The sequence below is a fragment of the Actinomycetospora endophytica genome (assembly GCF_021026375.1).
In the GTDB taxonomy this organism is placed as follows: domain Bacteria; phylum Actinomycetota; class Actinomycetes; order Mycobacteriales; family Pseudonocardiaceae; genus Actinomycetospora; species Actinomycetospora endophytica.
In genome coordinates this window covers 528212-544368 of sequence record NZ_JAJNDB010000004.1, presented here as the reverse complement: position 1 = coordinate 544368, position 16157 = coordinate 528212, and the positions used below count along the sequence as shown (strand labels likewise).

17 protein-coding genes are annotated in these 16157 nt (G+C 73.9%); 8 read left to right on the top strand and 9 right to left on the bottom strand.

The genetic code is table 11. From position 1 onward, the window contains the following. Positions 1-45: 45 nt before the first annotated feature. The 3 genes from LQ327_RS20780 to LQ327_RS20770 are packed head-to-tail and all read left to right on the top strand — an operon-like array spanning position 46 to position 3240. Positions 46-1092, top strand: coding sequence for an LLM class flavin-dependent oxidoreductase (locus LQ327_RS20780; RefSeq protein ID WP_230737271.1), 1047 nt, complete (start codon positions 46-48; stop codon positions 1090-1092). After that, complete coding sequence (locus tag LQ327_RS20775) at positions 1089-2408, top strand: protoporphyrinogen/coproporphyrinogen oxidase (protein WP_230737269.1); 1320 nt, start codon at positions 1089-1091, stop codon at positions 2406-2408. The genes LQ327_RS20780 and LQ327_RS20775 overlap by 4 nt, the downstream gene beginning before the upstream one ends. A gap of 31 nt (positions 2409-2439) precedes the next feature. Continuing rightward, positions 2440-3240 (top strand): enoyl-CoA hydratase/isomerase family protein, encoded by an 801-nt coding sequence (locus LQ327_RS20770; protein ID WP_230737267.1) that lies wholly within the window; start codon positions 2440-2442, stop codon positions 3238-3240. Between the two features lie 6 nt (positions 3241-3246). Here the strand turns inward: LQ327_RS20770 and LQ327_RS20765 are convergent, their stop codons facing one another. The 5 genes from LQ327_RS20765 to LQ327_RS20745 form a co-directional block, all read right to left on the bottom strand. Next, entirely contained in the window at positions 3247-3978 is a 732-nt protein-coding gene (locus LQ327_RS20765) for a hypothetical protein (RefSeq protein ID WP_230737265.1), read from the bottom strand. A 30-nt stretch (positions 3979-4008) separates the two neighbouring features. Next, positions 4009-4611, bottom strand: coding sequence for a cytochrome c oxidase subunit 3 family protein (locus LQ327_RS20760; protein WP_230737263.1), 603 nt, complete (start codon positions 4609-4611; stop codon positions 4009-4011). Positions 4612-4740: 129 nt separating this feature from the next. Beyond that, the gene (locus LQ327_RS20755) at positions 4741-5004 is read right to left on the bottom strand and encodes a hypothetical protein (protein WP_230737261.1); all 264 of its coding nucleotides are present in this window, start codon (positions 5002-5004) and stop codon (positions 4741-4743) included. Between the two features lie 184 nt (positions 5005-5188). Beyond that, positions 5189-5359, bottom strand: coding sequence for a hypothetical protein (locus LQ327_RS20750; RefSeq protein ID WP_230737259.1), 171 nt, complete (start codon positions 5357-5359; stop codon positions 5189-5191). After that, complete coding sequence (locus LQ327_RS20745; protein WP_230737256.1) at positions 5356-6024, bottom strand: alpha-ketoglutarate-dependent dioxygenase AlkB family protein; 669 nt, start codon at positions 6022-6024, stop codon at positions 5356-5358. The genes LQ327_RS20750 and LQ327_RS20745 overlap by 4 nt, the downstream gene beginning before the upstream one ends. A gap of 183 nt (positions 6025-6207) precedes the next feature. Here LQ327_RS20745 and LQ327_RS20740 point away from each other — a divergent pair, with 183 nt between their 5' ends. Continuing rightward, on the top strand, positions 6208-6654 hold the full coding sequence (locus tag LQ327_RS20740; RefSeq protein ID WP_230737254.1) for an ester cyclase: 447 nt from the start codon (positions 6208-6210) through the stop codon (positions 6652-6654). A gap of 11 nt (positions 6655-6665) precedes the next feature. Here the strand turns inward: LQ327_RS20740 and LQ327_RS20735 are convergent, their stop codons facing one another. After that, the gene (locus LQ327_RS20735; RefSeq protein ID WP_230737252.1) at positions 6666-8066 is read right to left on the bottom strand and encodes an NAD(P)-binding domain-containing protein; all 1401 of its coding nucleotides are present in this window, start codon (positions 8064-8066) and stop codon (positions 6666-6668) included. 139 nt (positions 8067-8205) lie between these two features. Further along, positions 8206-9339 (bottom strand): FAD-dependent oxidoreductase, encoded by a 1134-nt coding sequence (locus LQ327_RS20730; RefSeq protein WP_230737250.1) that lies wholly within the window; start codon positions 9337-9339, stop codon positions 8206-8208. Positions 9340-9416: 77 nt separating this feature from the next. On the opposite strand from LQ327_RS20730, the gene LQ327_RS20725 reads away from it, so the two are divergent. After that, positions 9417-10100: a TetR/AcrR family transcriptional regulator gene (locus LQ327_RS20725; protein WP_230737248.1), complete on the top strand. Its 684-nt coding sequence runs from the start codon at positions 9417-9419 to the stop codon at positions 10098-10100. A 4-nt stretch (positions 10101-10104) separates the two neighbouring features. On the opposite strand, the gene LQ327_RS20720 is transcribed toward LQ327_RS20725, so the two are convergent. Next, complete coding sequence (locus tag LQ327_RS20720; protein WP_230737246.1) at positions 10105-11421, bottom strand: serine/threonine protein kinase; 1317 nt, start codon at positions 11419-11421, stop codon at positions 10105-10107. 96 nt (positions 11422-11517) lie between these two features. Further along, positions 11518-12213 carry an NADPH-dependent F420 reductase gene (locus LQ327_RS34895; protein ID WP_308286353.1) on the bottom strand — a complete coding sequence of 232 codons (696 nt, stop codon included), beginning with the start codon at positions 12211-12213 and terminating at the stop codon, positions 11518-11520. 45 nt (positions 12214-12258) lie between these two features. On the opposite strand from LQ327_RS34895, the gene wsfD reads away from it, so the two are divergent. From wsfD to LQ327_RS34885, 3 genes are all read left to right on the top strand, one after another. Continuing rightward, positions 12259-13731, top strand: coding sequence for a glycan biosynthesis hexose transferase WsfD (gene wsfD / locus LQ327_RS34890; RefSeq protein WP_230737242.1), 1473 nt, complete (start codon positions 12259-12261; stop codon positions 13729-13731). Positions 13732-13791: 60 nt separating this feature from the next. Continuing rightward, positions 13792-15222 (top strand): indoleacetamide hydrolase, encoded by a 1431-nt coding sequence (gene iaaH, locus LQ327_RS20705; protein WP_230737240.1) that lies wholly within the window; start codon positions 13792-13794, stop codon positions 15220-15222. 265 nt (positions 15223-15487) lie between these two features. Continuing rightward, positions 15488-16153, top strand: a complete 666-nt coding sequence (locus LQ327_RS34885) for a transglycosylase family protein (RefSeq protein WP_308286350.1) — start codon at positions 15488-15490, stop codon at positions 16151-16153. Positions 16154-16157: the final 4 nt, after the last annotated feature.

Here is a 16157-nt window from a genome sequence, read left to right as displayed (position 1 = left end):
GCGACCTCGCCCCCGACCGCACCAAGGAGCACCATGCGTCTCGGCGTGACCATCCCCAGCCGGACCGGGCCGATGGCGAACGTGCCCCGCATGGCGCAGCGCGCCGACGCGGCGGGCTTCGACGCCACGTGGGTCTACGAGGTCTACCGGAACCCCTTCACGATGCTGGGCACGTGCGCGCTGAGCACCGAGCGGGCCACCCTCGGGACCGGGCTCGCGGCGGCTCTCCCCCGCAGCCCGTTCGAGACCGCGAACGCCGCGGCCGACATCGACGAGATGTCGGGCGGACGGATGCTCCTCGGGATCGGCACCGGGGTCCCCGAGTTCCTGCGCCGGTTCCACTCGACCGACGCGAGCCACCCGCTGGGCCGGATGTCCGAGTACATCGAGGTCCTCCGCCGCTCCTTCGACTACCTCAACACCGGTGACGCCGAGAAGTTCGAGGGGAAGCACTACCGCTTCGACCCGTTGACACTGAACCCCTGGGGAGTCCGGGAGCTCCCCCGTCCGCAGGTCCCGATCGCGCTGGCCGCGATGGGGCCGAAGCTGCTGGAGCTGTGCGGGCGCAAGGCGGACGGCTGGCTCGGCTACTTCGCCACCCCGGAGTTCCTGCAGGAGTCGGTGACGCCGCGGATCGCCGCCGGGGCCGACAAGGCCGGCCGCTCGCTGTCCGACGTCGAGACGACGGTGTTCACCATCTGCTGCGTGCACCCCGACCGCGACGTCGCCATGGCCCGCGCTCGCCGCCAGGTCGGCTTCTACGTCGTCCACCCGGTGAGCGACCCCGTGGTGGAGCTCCACGGCCTGGGTGAGCAGGTCGGTGAGCTGCGCGGCCGGCTGCGCTCCGAGGGCCTCGCCGCGTTCGAGCACACCCCGGACGAGCTCGTGGAGATCCTGAGCATCACCGGCACGCCCGAGGAGGCCCGGCAGAAGGCCGCGCGGTACGAGGGCGTCGTCGACCACCTCGCGCTGCACACCCCGTACGTGCCGCCGTTCACGCCCGAGGAGAGCGAGGACGCGTTCGACCAGATCGTCGGCGCCTTCGGCCACGGCGCCCTCCGGCCCGCCGCCGCGGCGGCGGAGCGCGCGTGACGGCCGGCGGACCGGCGGGCCGCCGGGTCGTCGTCGTCGGGGGTGGCCTCTCGGGCCTGGCGGCGGCCTACCGGCTGCGCGCTGCCGGCGCCGAGGTCGTCCTCCTCGAACGCGCGGCCGGCGTGGGCGGGCTCGCCCGCACCGAGCGGACGGGCGGCTACGTCGTCGACACCGGCGCCGACCTGATCAACGGCTCGTTCACCCACTACCTCGGGCTGGCCGAGGAGGTCGGACTCGACGTCGTCCCCGCCGGCCCGGTCGCCGACGTCCTCCGCCAGGGCCGGGCGATCACCGTCGACCGCCGGAAACCGCTGTCCCTGGCCCGCAGCCCGATCCTCTCCACCCGCGGCAAGCTCACCGCGGCCCGAGGGCTCGCACGGCTCGTCCCGACGCTGCGGCGGCTCGACCCGTACGCGCTGACCAGCCAGGCCGACGACCACGGCACCGCCCGGGAGTTCTGCGACCGCTACTTCGACGACGAGGTCACCGAGTGGGTCGTCGACCCCATCGTGCGGGCGTTCGCCGGGACCGGGGTCGACGGCACGAGCGGCCTGTCCGTCCTGGCCGCCCTCGCCGTCGGGACCCGTCCCGCCTACGCCGTCACCGGCGGCATGGCGGCGCTGCCCGAGACCCTCGCCCGGTCGGTCGACGTCCGCTGCGGCGCCGAGGTCACCAAGATCGCCGACGGCGACGACGGGGTCGAGGTCACCTACGAGACCGCCTCCGGGTCGGCGACCCTCGCCGCCGACGCCGGCGTCCTCGCGATCTCGTACCACGACGCCCGCGCCATGTGGCCGGCGCTGGACGGGGTGGCCGGCGACTTCGGGGAGAAGCTGCGCGACGTCCCGCTGATGAGCATCTCGCTCGGGTACGCCGCGCCCTCCCCCACCGACGCCTACTCCGTGCTGGTCCCTACCCGCGAGTCCGACGACGCGCTGCTCGTGATGATGCAGCAGAACAAGTCACGCGACCGCGCTCCCGCGGGCCACACGCTCGTCACCGTGTTCACCGAGGCCGGGGCCACGGCCCGGTTGATGGCCGGGACCGACGACGAGATCGCCGACTGGGCCGCCGGGTTCGTCGAGACCTACTACCCCTCGCTGCGAGGCCGGCGCGATCTGAGCAGCGTCAGCCGCTGGCCCCGAACCGGATACCTGCCCTTCCCCGGGTACTGGCAGGGGATCAAGCAGGTCCGCTCCCGGCTGCCGGCCGGCCCGGTGCACGTCACCAGCGCGCTGTTCGGTTCCGGCGGCGTGGAACGGGCCGTCCTGGGCGGCGAGCGCACCGCGCGCCGCGTCGTCGAGACGTGGCACTGAGATCCCGGCTTCGACGAGGAGGCAGCACACGATGACGGACGATGCTCCCGACGCCGGGCGCGAGGTCACCTGGGAACGGCGGGGTTCGGTCGGCGTCGTCGCGATCAACCGTCCCGACCGGATGAACGCGGTCACGCCGCCGATGGGGCAGATGCTCCTGGACGGCTTCCGCGCGCTCGAGGGGGACCCGGAGGTCCGGTCGGTGATCCTGACCGGAGCGGGCCGGTCGTTCTGTTCGGGCGCCGACGTCAAGGCCGGGATCGCGGACCCCGAGGCCGTGCTCCGCGACACCTGGAACCCGCTGATCGAGACCATGACCTCCCTCCGGATCCCGATCATCGCCGCGATCAACGGCGTGGCCGCGGGCGCCGGAGCCTCCCTCGCCCTGGCCAGCGACCTCCGGGTCGCGGACGGGACGGCCCGCATCCAGCTCTCGTTCGTCAAGGTGGGGCTGCTGCCCGACACCGGCGCGACGTGGTTGCTCCCCCGGCTGATCGGGCTCGGCCGGGCCAACGAGCTCGCCATGCTCGGCGGTGACGTCTCGGCGTCCGACGCCCTCGCGTGGGGCCTCGTGAACCGCGTGTGCGACGACGGGGCCGCGGTCCCGGCCGCCGAGGAGATCGCCCGGCGCTTCGAGGGCCTGCCGTCGAGCGTCGCGGCCGTCAAGGCCGCGCACCACCGCGGACTGAGCACCGACCTGTCCGACCAGTTGGTCCACGAGGCGTCCGAACAGGGCCGCCTCCGGAACCACCCGGACTTCGACGAGGCGATGGCGGCCTTCCGGGAGAAGCGTCGTCCCGAGTTCGCGCCCCGGACGCCGACGCTCGGCTGAGCAGCCTCAGGCCATCGCCGAGTTCCGCGGGCCCTCGACGGTCTCGAGCGTCCGGTGGGGGTCCTCGACCCGGATCGCCCGCAGGAGCGCCCAGGTCGTCAAGCACATCCAGACCGTGAAGGCCGCGGCGGGGATCCAGAACGCGAACATCCCGTTCCAGGCGAGCGGTCCGTCCTTGAAGAGCGGGATGAACGTCCCCGGGAGGAACACGACCTGGGCCCAGAGCTGGAACCAGCCGAACCATCGCGGGAAGTACCGTTCCTCGCGGTCCCGGAACACGGCGAGGGCGAAGGCCACGCCCTGCACCGTCACGATCGGCACCGAGATCAGGAACATGAACCACCCCATGTCGTCCAGGCGGTGGGTCATGACGACGTCCTCGAGCGGACGGTAGGCGGCGGTCTGCCAGAAGATGGCGGCGAGGACGAACAGCAGCACGAACAGCGTCCCGAGACCGAACTGCACGTAGGTCAGCGGCGGCTGCCGGCCCTCGATGCGCTTCATCTGGACCGCGATCACCGACACCCACGGTTGGTAGAGGACCCCTCCGATGAGCAGGAGCACCATTCCGAGCCGGATGCCGACGGCGTGCTCGGCGTAGAAGGTCGCGACCTCCTGGGAGGTCGCCTGCGGATCCGTCGGCGGGATGAAGTGGGCGCAGACGAGCAGGCCGACGATCCAGATCACGGCACACACCGGGCCGGCCCAGGCGCAGATCCGCTGCGGGGAGGAGACCATCGTCGCGAGTCCTTTCAGACCGCCGGCCTTTCAGGCCGCCAGGTAGAGGAGCGGGAAGAGCACGATCCACAGCGCGTCGACCATGTGCCAGAAGGTCGCGCCGGTCTCGGCGGTCCGGAGATCGTGCGGTCCCGGGCGGGGGCGTCCCAGGGTGCGGCGGACGGCCGCGAGGCCACCGAGTCCCATGATCACGTGCGCGGCGTGGATGCCGGTGAGCACGAAGTAGTACATGAAGAAGTCGTTCGTGGTGGGGACGACACCGGCCGCGACCTCCAGCGAGTACTCGATCACCTTGATCACGAGGAACGCGAGGCCGCAGGCCATCCCGGCGGTCACGAGGCGCGCCGCACTCCCCCGCTGCCCATCCCGGGCTCGTCGTACCCCGAGGGCCACGAGCACCGAGCTGGTGATCAGCACGAGGGTGTTGACGAGCCCGAGTCCGACCTCGAGCGACGGCCGCGAGGCGGCGAAGACCTCCGGCTGCCCGAGGCGCACCACGAGGAAGACGACGAAGAAGGCGCCGAACACTGTCATGTCGGCGAGGACGAACACCCAGATCCCGGGCTCTCCCGGGATGCGGCCGGCCCGCTGCGTGGCTCGCTCGAGGTCGTCGGCCACCGTCGACCGTGACATGGCGGCGGCTCCCCTCGACGCGCGCGGTCCCCTCCCGGGACTCCGACCCAATGAATTATGAGTCAGGGCGTCTCACAATAGGGGCCGCGCGTGCCGATGGTCAACGACGGCGCTCGCGGGCGGGTCAGGCTAGTGGCTCACCAGATCGGCGGCAGGCGTGGACTCGAGGGTCGGGGCCTCCCACAGCACCCAGGCGGCGACGTTCTCCACGTCGATGCAGGTGTTCTCCGCCCATTCGTGGAGAATCGACTTCGCCGCCACCAGATCGCAGTCGTATCGGCGGGCGAGAACGGGCAGCGCCATCGATGTCAGGTCGGCCGGCGAAGACATGATCTGCTCCTGAACGAACCGGGAATCGAGATCCAGGAACGTGTCGACGACCGCTCGCGACAACGACGGGTCCCGATCCCGCTCCTCGTCTGCTCCCCAGCGGCGGAAGCGGGATCGGGACCCTGGTCGAAGACCCGGACGGCATCCCCGAACACCGTCCGCGTCCCTGTGCAGCCAGGGGTGGCCCATCTGATGACGGCGAAACGCGGGTCTTTCAGGTGTTTCGATCCAGAAGGGTCGGACGGCGTCAGCGGCGGGTCTGGGCCCGTACGTGATCCGAGGCCGCGGAGGCGGCGGCCTGCTCCGAGCGGTACGGGAGATCGGACCCCTCACCGCACCGGCACAGCCAGAAGTACGAGGCCTCCAGCGTCCCGCTCACCTGCCACTCGTGGGCGCCCACACCGCCGGTCGTCGTCATCGGGCCTCCCGTCCGTTCAGACCCGAGACCCGCAACGTCAGGTTGATGCGCTCGCCGTCCGCGGTCCCGATCGGCGGTACCGGGAGATCCGGGAGGAGCCGCGGCACCCCGTGGTGCACCAGTCGGTTCTCCCGTCCGAAGACGACGAGATCCCCCGACTCGAGCTGGAGGTCGGTGTAGGGCCAACCCCGGTTCTCGGTGTTGCCGACCCGGAACACGCAGCCGGCGCCCAGCGACAGCGAGACGACCGGATCGGGTGCGAGCTCCTCGCGGTCGGCGTGCATCCCGAGCCGGGCGTCCCCGCGGTAGAAGTTGACCAGCGCGACGTCGGGTCGGTAGCCCACGTCGGGGTCCTGGTACGCATCCGCCACGGCCCGGGCGCCGAGCTCGGCGAGCCAGTCCGGGAAGGGCGTGACCGGCGATCCGTCCTGGTCGTCGCGGGTGGCCGAGTAGCGGTACGGGATCCAGTGCCAGCCGAGGCACACCGCCGACACGGTCATCCGGCCCCCGTTCGGCAGCTCGGCCCGCCGGGCGCCCGGCCCCTCCGCGGCCCAGCCGCGCGCGGCCTCGACGAGCGCGTGCTGCTCGGTCTCGTCGAGCCAGCCCGGCACGTGCACCACCCCGGGGGCGAGCTCACGACGGGGCCGGCGGAACAGGTCGAGCACGTCGTCCTCCCTCTCCCCAGGAGTCAATGGGTCCACGCGCCAGTGAACACCGCGGCGGCGGATCCGGCTGCAACCCGGCCGGCGCACCGGGTGTTCACCGGGGCAGTCCGACAACGAGACCCGAGGCCGTTCCGGCCGTCCGTGCGGACGAATTCCCACCGATGCCGTCTCAGGAGAGAGAACATGACCCTCGAGGACAACAAGGCCGTCGTCGGCCGCTGGTTCAGCGAGTTCTGGGGCAAGGACTTCAACCCCGCCGTCATCGACGAGCTGGCGGCGCCCGACATCCGGTTCGAGTACTCCATGCACGACCCGTGCCGCGGCCGCGACGAGGTCCGCGCCTTCGCGACGGCATTCCGGACCGCATTCCCCGACCTGAACTTCTGGGGCACCGCGGACCTCATCGCCGAGGGCGACCACGTCGTCGGCCGGTGGGAGGGCGGCGGCACCCACACCGGGCCGGCCTTCGAGGACCTGCCGGTCGGTGGGCTGCCCGCCGCGTCGGGCCGGAGCATGCGGTTCACCGGCACCACGGTGCTGCGGGTCGAGAACGGCCTCATCACCGAGGAGATCGGGCTCGACGACGGGGTGACCGCGCTGAAGGCGCTGGGACTCATCCCGCAGCAGTAGGGACGCGCCCGTCAGGCGGACACGGTCGCGGGCGTCGCGGTGTAGCAGACCGCGGTGCCCGTGACCGCGACGACGCCGTCGTCCCGGGTGACCGACACCGCCAGCTCGGTGATCGGTTTGTCGGCGCGGGCGGCGGTCACCTCCACCCGGCCGGTGATCACGTCCCCGGGACGCACCGGCGCCGAGAAGCGGAGGTCGAGCGACAGGAACACGCTGCCGGGGCCCGGGAGATCCTCAGCGACCACCGCGTTGAGCACCGCGGTCGTCACGCCGCCCTGCACGACGATCCCGCCGAACCGGGTGGCCGCCGCGGGCGCCGTGGTGATCCCGCGCCGGTGGACCGGCTCGCCCGCGTCGTCCACGACCGGGGCGTGGATCCAGGAGAAGTCGCGGCGGAACCCGGTCGCCCAGACGACGGTGGACACGCCCTCGGCCTCGAGGTCGAGCGCGGCCGGTGCGTCCGCCGCCCAGGACGGGCTCCGGGCCGGTGGGGCGGGTTCGGCGGGCGCAGCCAGCCCGGTCGCCTCGACCCAGGAGTCGACGCGGGCCCGGAACCGGACCGCGTTCGCCTCGGCGTCGGCCACCATGGCGGGCAGGCCGTCGTCGAAGCCGACGGCGTTCCCGCGGACTCCGACCAGCCGGCCGTACGGGCGGACGCCGGCGTCGACGAGCCGGTGCAGGTCCAGGTCTCGGGTCCCTCCGGTCAGCACCGCGTTGGGGGTCCGTGTGGCGGTGGGTTCGGACAGCGAGTCCACCGTGCGGGAGAGCGTGCCCATGCGGTCCATCCACCAGTAGGTGTCGTGCCCGCGGTAGCGCCGCGGCAGATTCTTGTGGCGCCCGACGGCGAGGTGCACGGTGCGCCCCGCGCGGGCCAGCTCCAGCGCGATCTGCTGGCCGGACGGACCGGCGCCGACGACGAGCACGCCGCCCGGCGGGAGCGCGTCGGGATTGCGGTAGCCGCTGGTGTGGACCTGGGTGAGGTGCCCGGGCAGGTCGTCGGCGAGGGCGGGCACGGCAGGACGGTCGAGGTCGCCGGTGGCCACCACGACCGATCCCGCGACGAGGTCACCGTTGTCGGTGCGGACCCGCCAGCCGCGCCGGGTCGGCGACACCGCCGTGACGGTGACGCCCTCGCACACCGGGGCGCCGGTCTCGACGGCGTAGTCCTCGAGCATGTCGCCGACCTCGCGGCCGGTCATGAACCCGTCGGGGTCGGCCCCGGCGTACCGCCGCCCGGGCAGCCGGGTCTGCCAGTTCGGGCTCAGGAGCGTGAACGAGTCCCACCGCTCGCGCCGCCATCGCTGTCCGATCCGGCCTCGCTCCAGCACCACGTGGTGCTGCCCGCGGGCGGTCAGGCACCGGCTCATCGCGAGGCCGGCCTGACCGGCCCCGATCACGATCGTCGTGGACATCGTCGTCGCTCCTTCGTGCGTCGTTCGAGGTGCTCACGACGCTAGGAAGGCCGACGACGACGCCCATCGGCATCACGTGCCCATCCCGACCGGCCCGCCTGCCCATCTCCGGCCGCGGCGACGTCCCGGACGGCGTGCCTCAGGCCGACTGCTCCGCCCCGCCGAACATGGCGATCAGACCGTGGGGCGTGTCGTCGCCGAACATCAGCTCGTGGAGCTCGTCGCCGTCGACGGCGGCCGCGGCGCCGCGCGGGAACATGGCCTCCTCGTACTCGGCGAGCGCGGCCTCGACGTCGTCGGGGTGCGCGGCGAGGGCCCTGCCGAGCTCGGCCCCGTCCAGCATCGCCAGGTTGGCCCCCTCGCCGTTCGGCGGCGCGAGGTGGGCGGCGTCGCCGACCAGGGTGACGCCCGGCGTGCGCTCCCACCGGTGCCCGACCGGCAGCGTGGTGAGGGTGCGCAGCACCGGCGCCACGTCGGTGTCGGTGATCAGGGCGGTGAGCTCCGGCGCCCAGCCGTCGAACTCGGCGGCGACCGCCGCGGTGACGGCGGCCGGGTCGTCGAAGTCGATCCCGGCGAACCACTCCTGCGGGTGGGAGAGCGCCACGTAGGTGTGCAGCGTCCCGCCGCTCTCCCGGTGGGCCTGGATGCCCTTGCCGGGCGCGAGCGCCATCATCCCGCCGTCGCCGACGGCCGCCGCGGCGGCCGGATGACGGACGTCGCCGTCGTGGAGCCACGTCTCGACGAACGACCGGCCGGCGTACGCCGGGGTGGCGTCGGAGAGCAGCGGCCGGACCCGCGACCAGGCGCCGTCCGCGCCGACGAGCAGGTCGGCGGTGACGCTCGTGCCGTCGGTGAAGGCGACCTCGTGCCGGCCGCCTCCGAGGCTGCGGACGGAGCTGACCTTGTGGCCCCACCGCACCGTGCCCTCGGGCAGGGAGTCGAGCAGGAGGTGCCGCAGCTCGGCGCGCTGCACCTCGGGGCGCCCGCCGTTCCCGTCGTCGGGGACGTCGAGCAGGACGGCACCGGCCGGGTCGAGCACCCGCGTGGCCTCGCGGCCCTCGAGGATCAGGGCCCGGAACTGCTCGGTCAGGCCCGCGGCCTCGAGCGCGGGCTGCCCGTTGTCGGCGTGGATGTCGAGCATCCCGCCCTGGGCGCGGGCGGTCGGTGAGGGTTCGGCCTCGTAGACCGTGGCCCGGATCCCGTGGACGTGCAGGACGCGGGCGAGGACGAGTCCGCCCAGGCCGGCGCCGATGATCGTGACGGTGGTGTTCATGGCGGCTCCTTCAGCCTCTCTGGAATGGCGTTCCAAGGAAGTTTGGAACCACGTTCCAGGCGTGTCAATATGGAGCCGTGTCACAGCAGGCGCGCCGGTCACCGCGGCGCACGGAGGCGCTCTCGCGGGAGCGGATCGTCGAGGCGGCCGTCGGGATGCTCGATGCGGCCGGCGAGGGCGGGCTGACGTTCCGGGCGCTCACCGAGCGCCTCGCGACCGGGCCCGGGGCGATCTACTGGCACGTCGCGAACAAGGGCGAACTGCTGGCCGCCGCGACCGACGCCGTCGTCGCCGCCGCGCTGGCGGCCGAGCCCGAGGGCGCCTCCCCGCGGGATCGCATCCGCGCCCTCGCGCTCGGCCTGTTCGACGCGGTCGACGCCCACAACTGGGTCGCCGCGCAGCTCTCGGCGAGCTCCTGGCAGGTCACGACCCCGCGGATCTTCGAGGGCGTCGGGCGACACGTCAGCGCGATGGGCGTGCCGCGGGAGCAGTGGTTCACGGTGACGTCGGTGGTGGTCCAGTACATCCTCGGCGCGGCGGCGCAGAACGCCGCGAACGCCCAGGTGCTCGGCCCGGGGGCCGACCGCGGCGAGTTCCTCGCGAAGGTGTCCACGGCCTGGGAGGAGCTCGACCCGGACGACTACTCGTTCACGCGGACCGTCGCGCAGCAGATGCGCGAGCACGACGACCGACAGCAGTTCCTCGACGGCATCGATCTCGTCCTCGCCGGGATCACGGCCGTCCACCCGCCCGCCGGGTAGGCCCTCAGAGCAGCGCGAGCCAGCGGTCCAGTTCGCCGGAGCACTCGGTCATCTCGCCGCCGGCGCCGCTGGCCCACACCAGCTGGCTGGAGTCCTCGCCGCAGAACCGCATCTCCACCACGACCACCCAGTCGTCGGACCGGTCGCGCAGCTTCACGTGGTAGGTCCGGCCTCCGTAGTGGTTCGTCCACCAGGTGCTCAACACCGACCACTGCCGGCTGAGCAGTGCCGACCACACCCGCTCCCCCGGCCCGTCCCGGCACTCGGCGAGCTGGGCCTCGACGTCGACGGCGGCGTCGGTCCCGGTGCGCTCGACGCGACTCTCCCCGGCGGCCGGGCGCGGGGTGGCCCGGGTGGTCGCGTCGCGGGGGTGGCCGTTCCGGAAGGCGTGGATCGTCGGCGACGGGGCCCGGCCGGCACCGGCCGGGGTGGTCGGCGGGACGGTCCGCGCGGAGGTGGACGCCGCGCCGCGCAGCAGCGCGAGCCAGTCGGCCACCGGGGGCCGGCGGTCCGGGTCCGCGCTGAAGCCGGCGAGGATCCCCTCGACCGCGGCGGACGACGCGTTGACCAGGAACGGGTGCGCGAACAGCGCCTCGGCGACCTCGTCCTCGTCGTCCGGGGGCGGGGTCCCGAGCAGCATGTAGAACCCCAGCGCGGCGAAGCCGTAGCGGTCGGCGGCCGGGGTGTACTCCCCCCGGGTCCACACCTCCGGGGCGGCGAACCCGGGCGTGCCGGCCGCGTCCCGGGTCTGGTGCGACGCCAGCCGCACCAGCCCGAAGTCCACGAGCACGGCCCGGCCCTCGTCGTCGACCATGACGTTGCCCGGGGACAGGTCGCCGTGGACCACCGGACGGGCCGACGGCGTGGCCCGGCCGGAGTGGAGCATCTCGAGCACGTCGGCGACCTGCTCCAGCAGCCGCAGCCCGGCCACCGTGCCCTCGCGGCCCTCCCGCAGCAGCAGCCAGTCGCGCAGCGCCAGCCCCGGCACCCAGTTCATCACCAGGTACAGCGCGCGCCCGTCGGGGCACTCGCCCCGGGCGGGGTGCGGCGGCCCGGCCTCGAAGTGCTCCCGGACCCCGACCACCGAGGGATGGGTGACGAACCGCAGCAGCTCCGCCTGCTCGGCCCACCGTGCGCTGATCCGCGCGAGGTCGTTCTGGTGCTCGGGCCGAAGCACCTTGACCGCCACGGTCTCGGACGCGCCGGCCAGATCCACCTCGGCGCGCCACAGCGCCGCCTCACCGCCGGAGCCCTCCAGCCGGACCAGCCGATACTTGTCCGGGCGCTCCGTCGGCCCCACGTACAGGTCCTGGCTCGTCACGGCCGAACCCCCTCACCGCCGTCGGCGTCCGGCCGAGCGTAGCCCGATGTCGTCGATCGTCGGGCCACGCTCGCGTCCGGAGCAGGGGATTCGCCCTCAGGCGGCCCGGAACTCCACCGGACGCTCCGGGGAGGCCTCCGCGAGGGCCTTACGGGTGCGCTCGACGTCGTAGTCCTTGCCGTAGACCGGGGTGCCCGGCTGCTGGCGCCAGGACTCCTCGAGGCTGCCCGCGTCGACCGGGTCGAAGCCGAGCTCGTCGACCAGGGCGGAGACGGCGTCCCTGCCCGCGTCGTCGGCGCCCGCGATCGGCAGCGCGATCCGGCCCTCGGTGCCGTGGGGCTTCCCGTTCTCGAGCAGGTGCTTCCACCAGATGCCGTTGAAGACCTTGTACACCGGGGTGCCGAGGAGCTCGGCCACCCACACGCTCTCCGGGGTGCCGTTCTCCAGGGCCTCGATCCGGCCGTCGCGCTGCTGGGGGTAGTAGTTGTTCGTCTCGATGACGGGGGCGCCCGGCTTCGCGGCGGACACGATCCCGGCCGCGAGGTCGGGGGTGTTCTTCTGCGGGATGCTCACGATCACGACGTCCGCGTCGGCCGCCGCGTCGCGCGCCCACACCGCCGTCGCGCCGGTCTCGGCGGCGAGCTCGGAGAGCGTCTCCGGGTCCCGCGAGTTCGCCACGCGCACCTCGTGGCCCAGGGCGGCGAGCCGCCGGGTCAGCGTGCCGCCGATCATGCCTGCACCGATGATCCCGATCCTCATGTCCGCGAGAACCCGGCCCGGCCCGGCCGCTATTCCCCGCGGTCGGCACCGGACGGGGCGCCGGGCACGATGGGCCCGGTGACGGTGCCGGCGGTGCGGGGTGGCGCCCGGTGGCGCCGACCCGCGCTCGGTCTCGGCGCCGGCGGTGCCGCGGCCCTCCTCGTCGTCCTGCGGCTCGGGCTGCTGACCGGCGGGACGTACGGCGTGGAGGACAACGGCGACGGCTACCGGCTCTACTGCGGGGCCGGCCTGGTCCCCGACACCGTCGACCGTCTCGGGGCCTGGAAGGGCGGGGTCGTCACCGACTTCGCCGTCGGGACCCCGAGCTGCTGGTCGACGCCGTCGTCGGCCGGGCTGGTGCTGCGCGCGGCGATGCTGGGCAACGACGGGACGCTCGCGCTGGGCGCGGTGGCCGGGTGGTACGCCGTGCTCGTCGGGCTCGTCGTGGCCGCCGCGGCGTGGGCCGCGTCCGCGGCGGGCACGTGGCGGGCGACGGTGCTCGTGGTGCCGGTCGCCCCGCTCGCGCTCGGCTCGTTCACCCGCTTCCTCCTCTCGACCTACGGCGAGCCGGCCGGGCTGCTGGGCACCCTCGCGGTGGCGTGCGGCGTCGCGGCGCTGCTGGTGACGCGGCCGGACGACCGTTCCGCGCGGGTCGTCGCGCTGATCGTGACCGGGGTCGGGGGCGGGGTCGCCGCGACGGCCAAGGTCGCCTACCTGCCGGTGCTCGTCGTCGCCGTCCTCGCGTGCGCGGTGGTGACGGTGGGGCGCCGGCGCCTGGTCGGCCCCGCGGTCGCGGTGGTCACGGTGCTCGCGGTCGCCGTGCCGCTCGGTGCCGCCGTCGAGTTCCAGGACTCGGTCTACGAGGGCGCGAACGTCCACGACCTCGCGTTCACCCTCGTCCTCACCGAGCTCGGCCCTGCAGCGACCGCCGAGCTCGGGCTGCCCCCGGACGCCGCCGCGTTCACCGGCGACGGGTACTTCAACGGACCCCCGCACCCGAGCGCCCTGTGGTGGAGCCGTGCGATCCGCGACCGGCCCGACGACACCCGCTCGGCGGCCTGGGCCGCGCTGGCCCGTCATCCGGCGGCGCTGACCCGGGCGGTCGGGGTCGGCCTGCAGGCGACGACGCGCGCCGACCTGCCGTACCTGGCCTCGGGACCGGCGGACACCTCACGGGTCTCGCCGCCCGGGGGCGATCCCGGCTGGTCCGGGGCCCGGCAGCCCGACCTCCGCACCGTGCTGGACGGGACCCGCCGCCCGCCGTGGCTCCCGACGGCGCTGGTGCTGCTCGCCGTCGCCGCCGCCGGGAGCGCGGTGGCCTGGCGACGGCGGGCGCCGGTAACCGCCCGGTGGTGCCTGGCCGCCGGACTCGGGGCAGTCACCGCCCTCGGCATCGTCGTGACGGCGGTGCTCGGGGACGGCTACTTCGAGGTGTTCAAGCACGTCTGGCTCGCGGCCTACCTGCTCGTGGTGACGGGTCTCTGCCTGCTCGGCTCCGTCGCCGCGGAGATCGGCCGTGCCGGCCGGAGGTTCGTCCGCGCTCCCGGATGAGATGGTCGACGGGGCCTCACCCAGTACGGTGAGGCTCCCCAGTCCGTCGGGAGCGAGCGCGTGCACCAGGACCTGACCGCGACCGAGGTCGTCGGCGCCGTGGCCCGCGGTGAGCTCACCGCGCTCGCCGCCGTCGAGTCCGTCCTCGAGAGGGCCGAGGAGCGATCGGATCTCGGCGCCGTGGTGGCGCTCGATCCGCACGGCGCGCGGTCGTGGGCGGCCGCGATCGATGCCGCCCGGGACGCGGGAACCCCGCTCGGCCCGCTGGCGGGGCTGCCGTTGCTCGTGAAGGACAACATCAACACCAGCGCCCTGCCGACCACCGGCGGGACGCCCGCACTGCGCGACGTGCGCCCGACGTCGGACGCGCCGGTCCTCGCCCGCCTGGTGGCGGCCGGGGCGGTCGTCGTCGGGAAGACGACCATGCACGAGCTCGCGCTCGGCGTGACCACGACGAACCTCGCCCCGCACGCCGCGATCACCCGGAACCCGTACGACCCCACCCGCATCCCCGGCGGATCGTCGGGCGGCACCGCCGCGGCGATCGCGGCGCGCATCGGGCCCGCCGGCCTCGGCACCGACACCGGCGCCTCGGTGCGCACCCCCGCCGCGCTGAGCGGGATCGTCGGCTTCCGCCCGTCGACCGGCGGCCCGCGGCGTCGCTACAGCGGGGCCGGGGTCCTCCCGCTCAGCCACACCCTCGACACGGTCGGGCCGATGGCGCGGACGGTCCGCGACGTGGCGCTGCTCGACTCGGTGATCACCGGCGGGTCGGTGCCCGCGCCGGTGCCGCTCGCCGGCCTCCGGATCGGTACCCCAGCCGTCCTGTGGAGCGATCTCGAGCGGCCGGTCGCGACGGTGATGGACGAGGCCCGGAGGAGGCTCGCCGACGCAGGTGTCGTGCTCGTCGACGTCGACATGCCGGACGCCCTGGCGTTGACCGAGAAGATCGTCTTCCCGCTGGCGCTGCACGAGCCGCGGTCCGCCATCCCGGACTACCTGCGCGAGACCGGCGTCGAGGGAGTCAAACTGGAGGACATCGCGGCCGGGATCGCGAGCCCGGACGTGCGGGCGGCGTTCGCCGCGGTGACGGCCGACGCCTTCGGCGACGCGTACCCGGACGCGATCGCCGTCCACCGGCCCCGGCTCCAGCAGGTCTACGCCGACTACCTCGCCGACAACGGCCTCGACGCGATCCTGTTCCCCACCTCCCCCGTGCTGCCCGCACCCATCGACGCGGTCAACGGGTCCGGCACGCTGTCGGTCGACGGCGGGCCGGCCGTGGACACCTTCACGACGACCATCCGCACCGTGAGCCCCGGAAGCTGCGCCGGGGTGCCCAGCCTGTCGGTGCCGGCCGGTCGCACCCCGGCCGGGCTGCCGGTGGGCCTCGGTCTCGAAGGCCCGGTCGACGCCGACACCGCGGTGCTCGCCATCGGCATGGCGGTCGAGGATCTCCTGGGGCCGCTCCCCGCCCCGCCGCCGCGCTGAGAGCCGCGTGACGTTCCTGAGACCGACCCGTGACGTCCGGCGCAAGCCGTTGAGCCGAAAGGCGCTGCGCACGGGCGCTGGTCGCCGGGAAACGGCTCGCGGGCGCAGCCAGGGGCCGCCGGTTCTCAGCTACGGGCGATCCCTCAGGAGCGGTTCCTAATCTCGCTGGCGGGTCCACCGCTCCGCTCCCCCGTCGCGGTTACCCGCCCTGCTCCCCCGCTCGCCGTGGCGTCCCCGCGCCCCGGCCTACTCGTGAGGTTCCCCGATGCCCGCGAAGCACCGCGCCGTCAGTCCGACCCGTGTCCGGACGACGGTCGTCGCCACCACCACCGGTCCGCTCGCCCTCGCCGCCCTCGGGGCGGTCGTCGCGCCCGCCGCGAACGCCGCTCCCTCGGTGAACTGGGACGCGATCGCCCAGTGCGAGTCCTCCGGCAACTGGGCCGCGAACACCGGCAACGGCTTCTACGGCGGCCTCCAGTTCACGCAGTCGACCTGGAAGGCCTTCGGGGGCAGCGGCAGCCCGCAGGGCGCCTCCCGTGAGGAGCAGATCTCGGTCGCCGAGAAGGTCCTCGACGGGCAGGGCATCGGCGCGTGGCCGGTCTGCGGGAAGCACGGGAGCGAGGGCGGCGGGTCGACCTCCGGCAGCTCGAGCAGCAGCTCCAGCGGCAGCTCCTCGTCGGACCGGCAGGTGAGCTCGACGAAGAAGTCGACCAGCAGCTCGTCGTCGAGCCGCAGCAGCGCCCCGAAGCACGCCCTGCCGGACGACTACACCGTCGTCGCGGGCGACACCCTCTCCTCGATCGCGACCAGCCACCAGGTCAGCGGCGGCTGGCAGGCGCTGGCGTCCGCGAACCGGTCGGTGGCGGGCAACCCGAACATGATCATGCCGGGCCAGCACCTGGCGATGCCCGGCGGTGGATCGAACCTCTGAGACA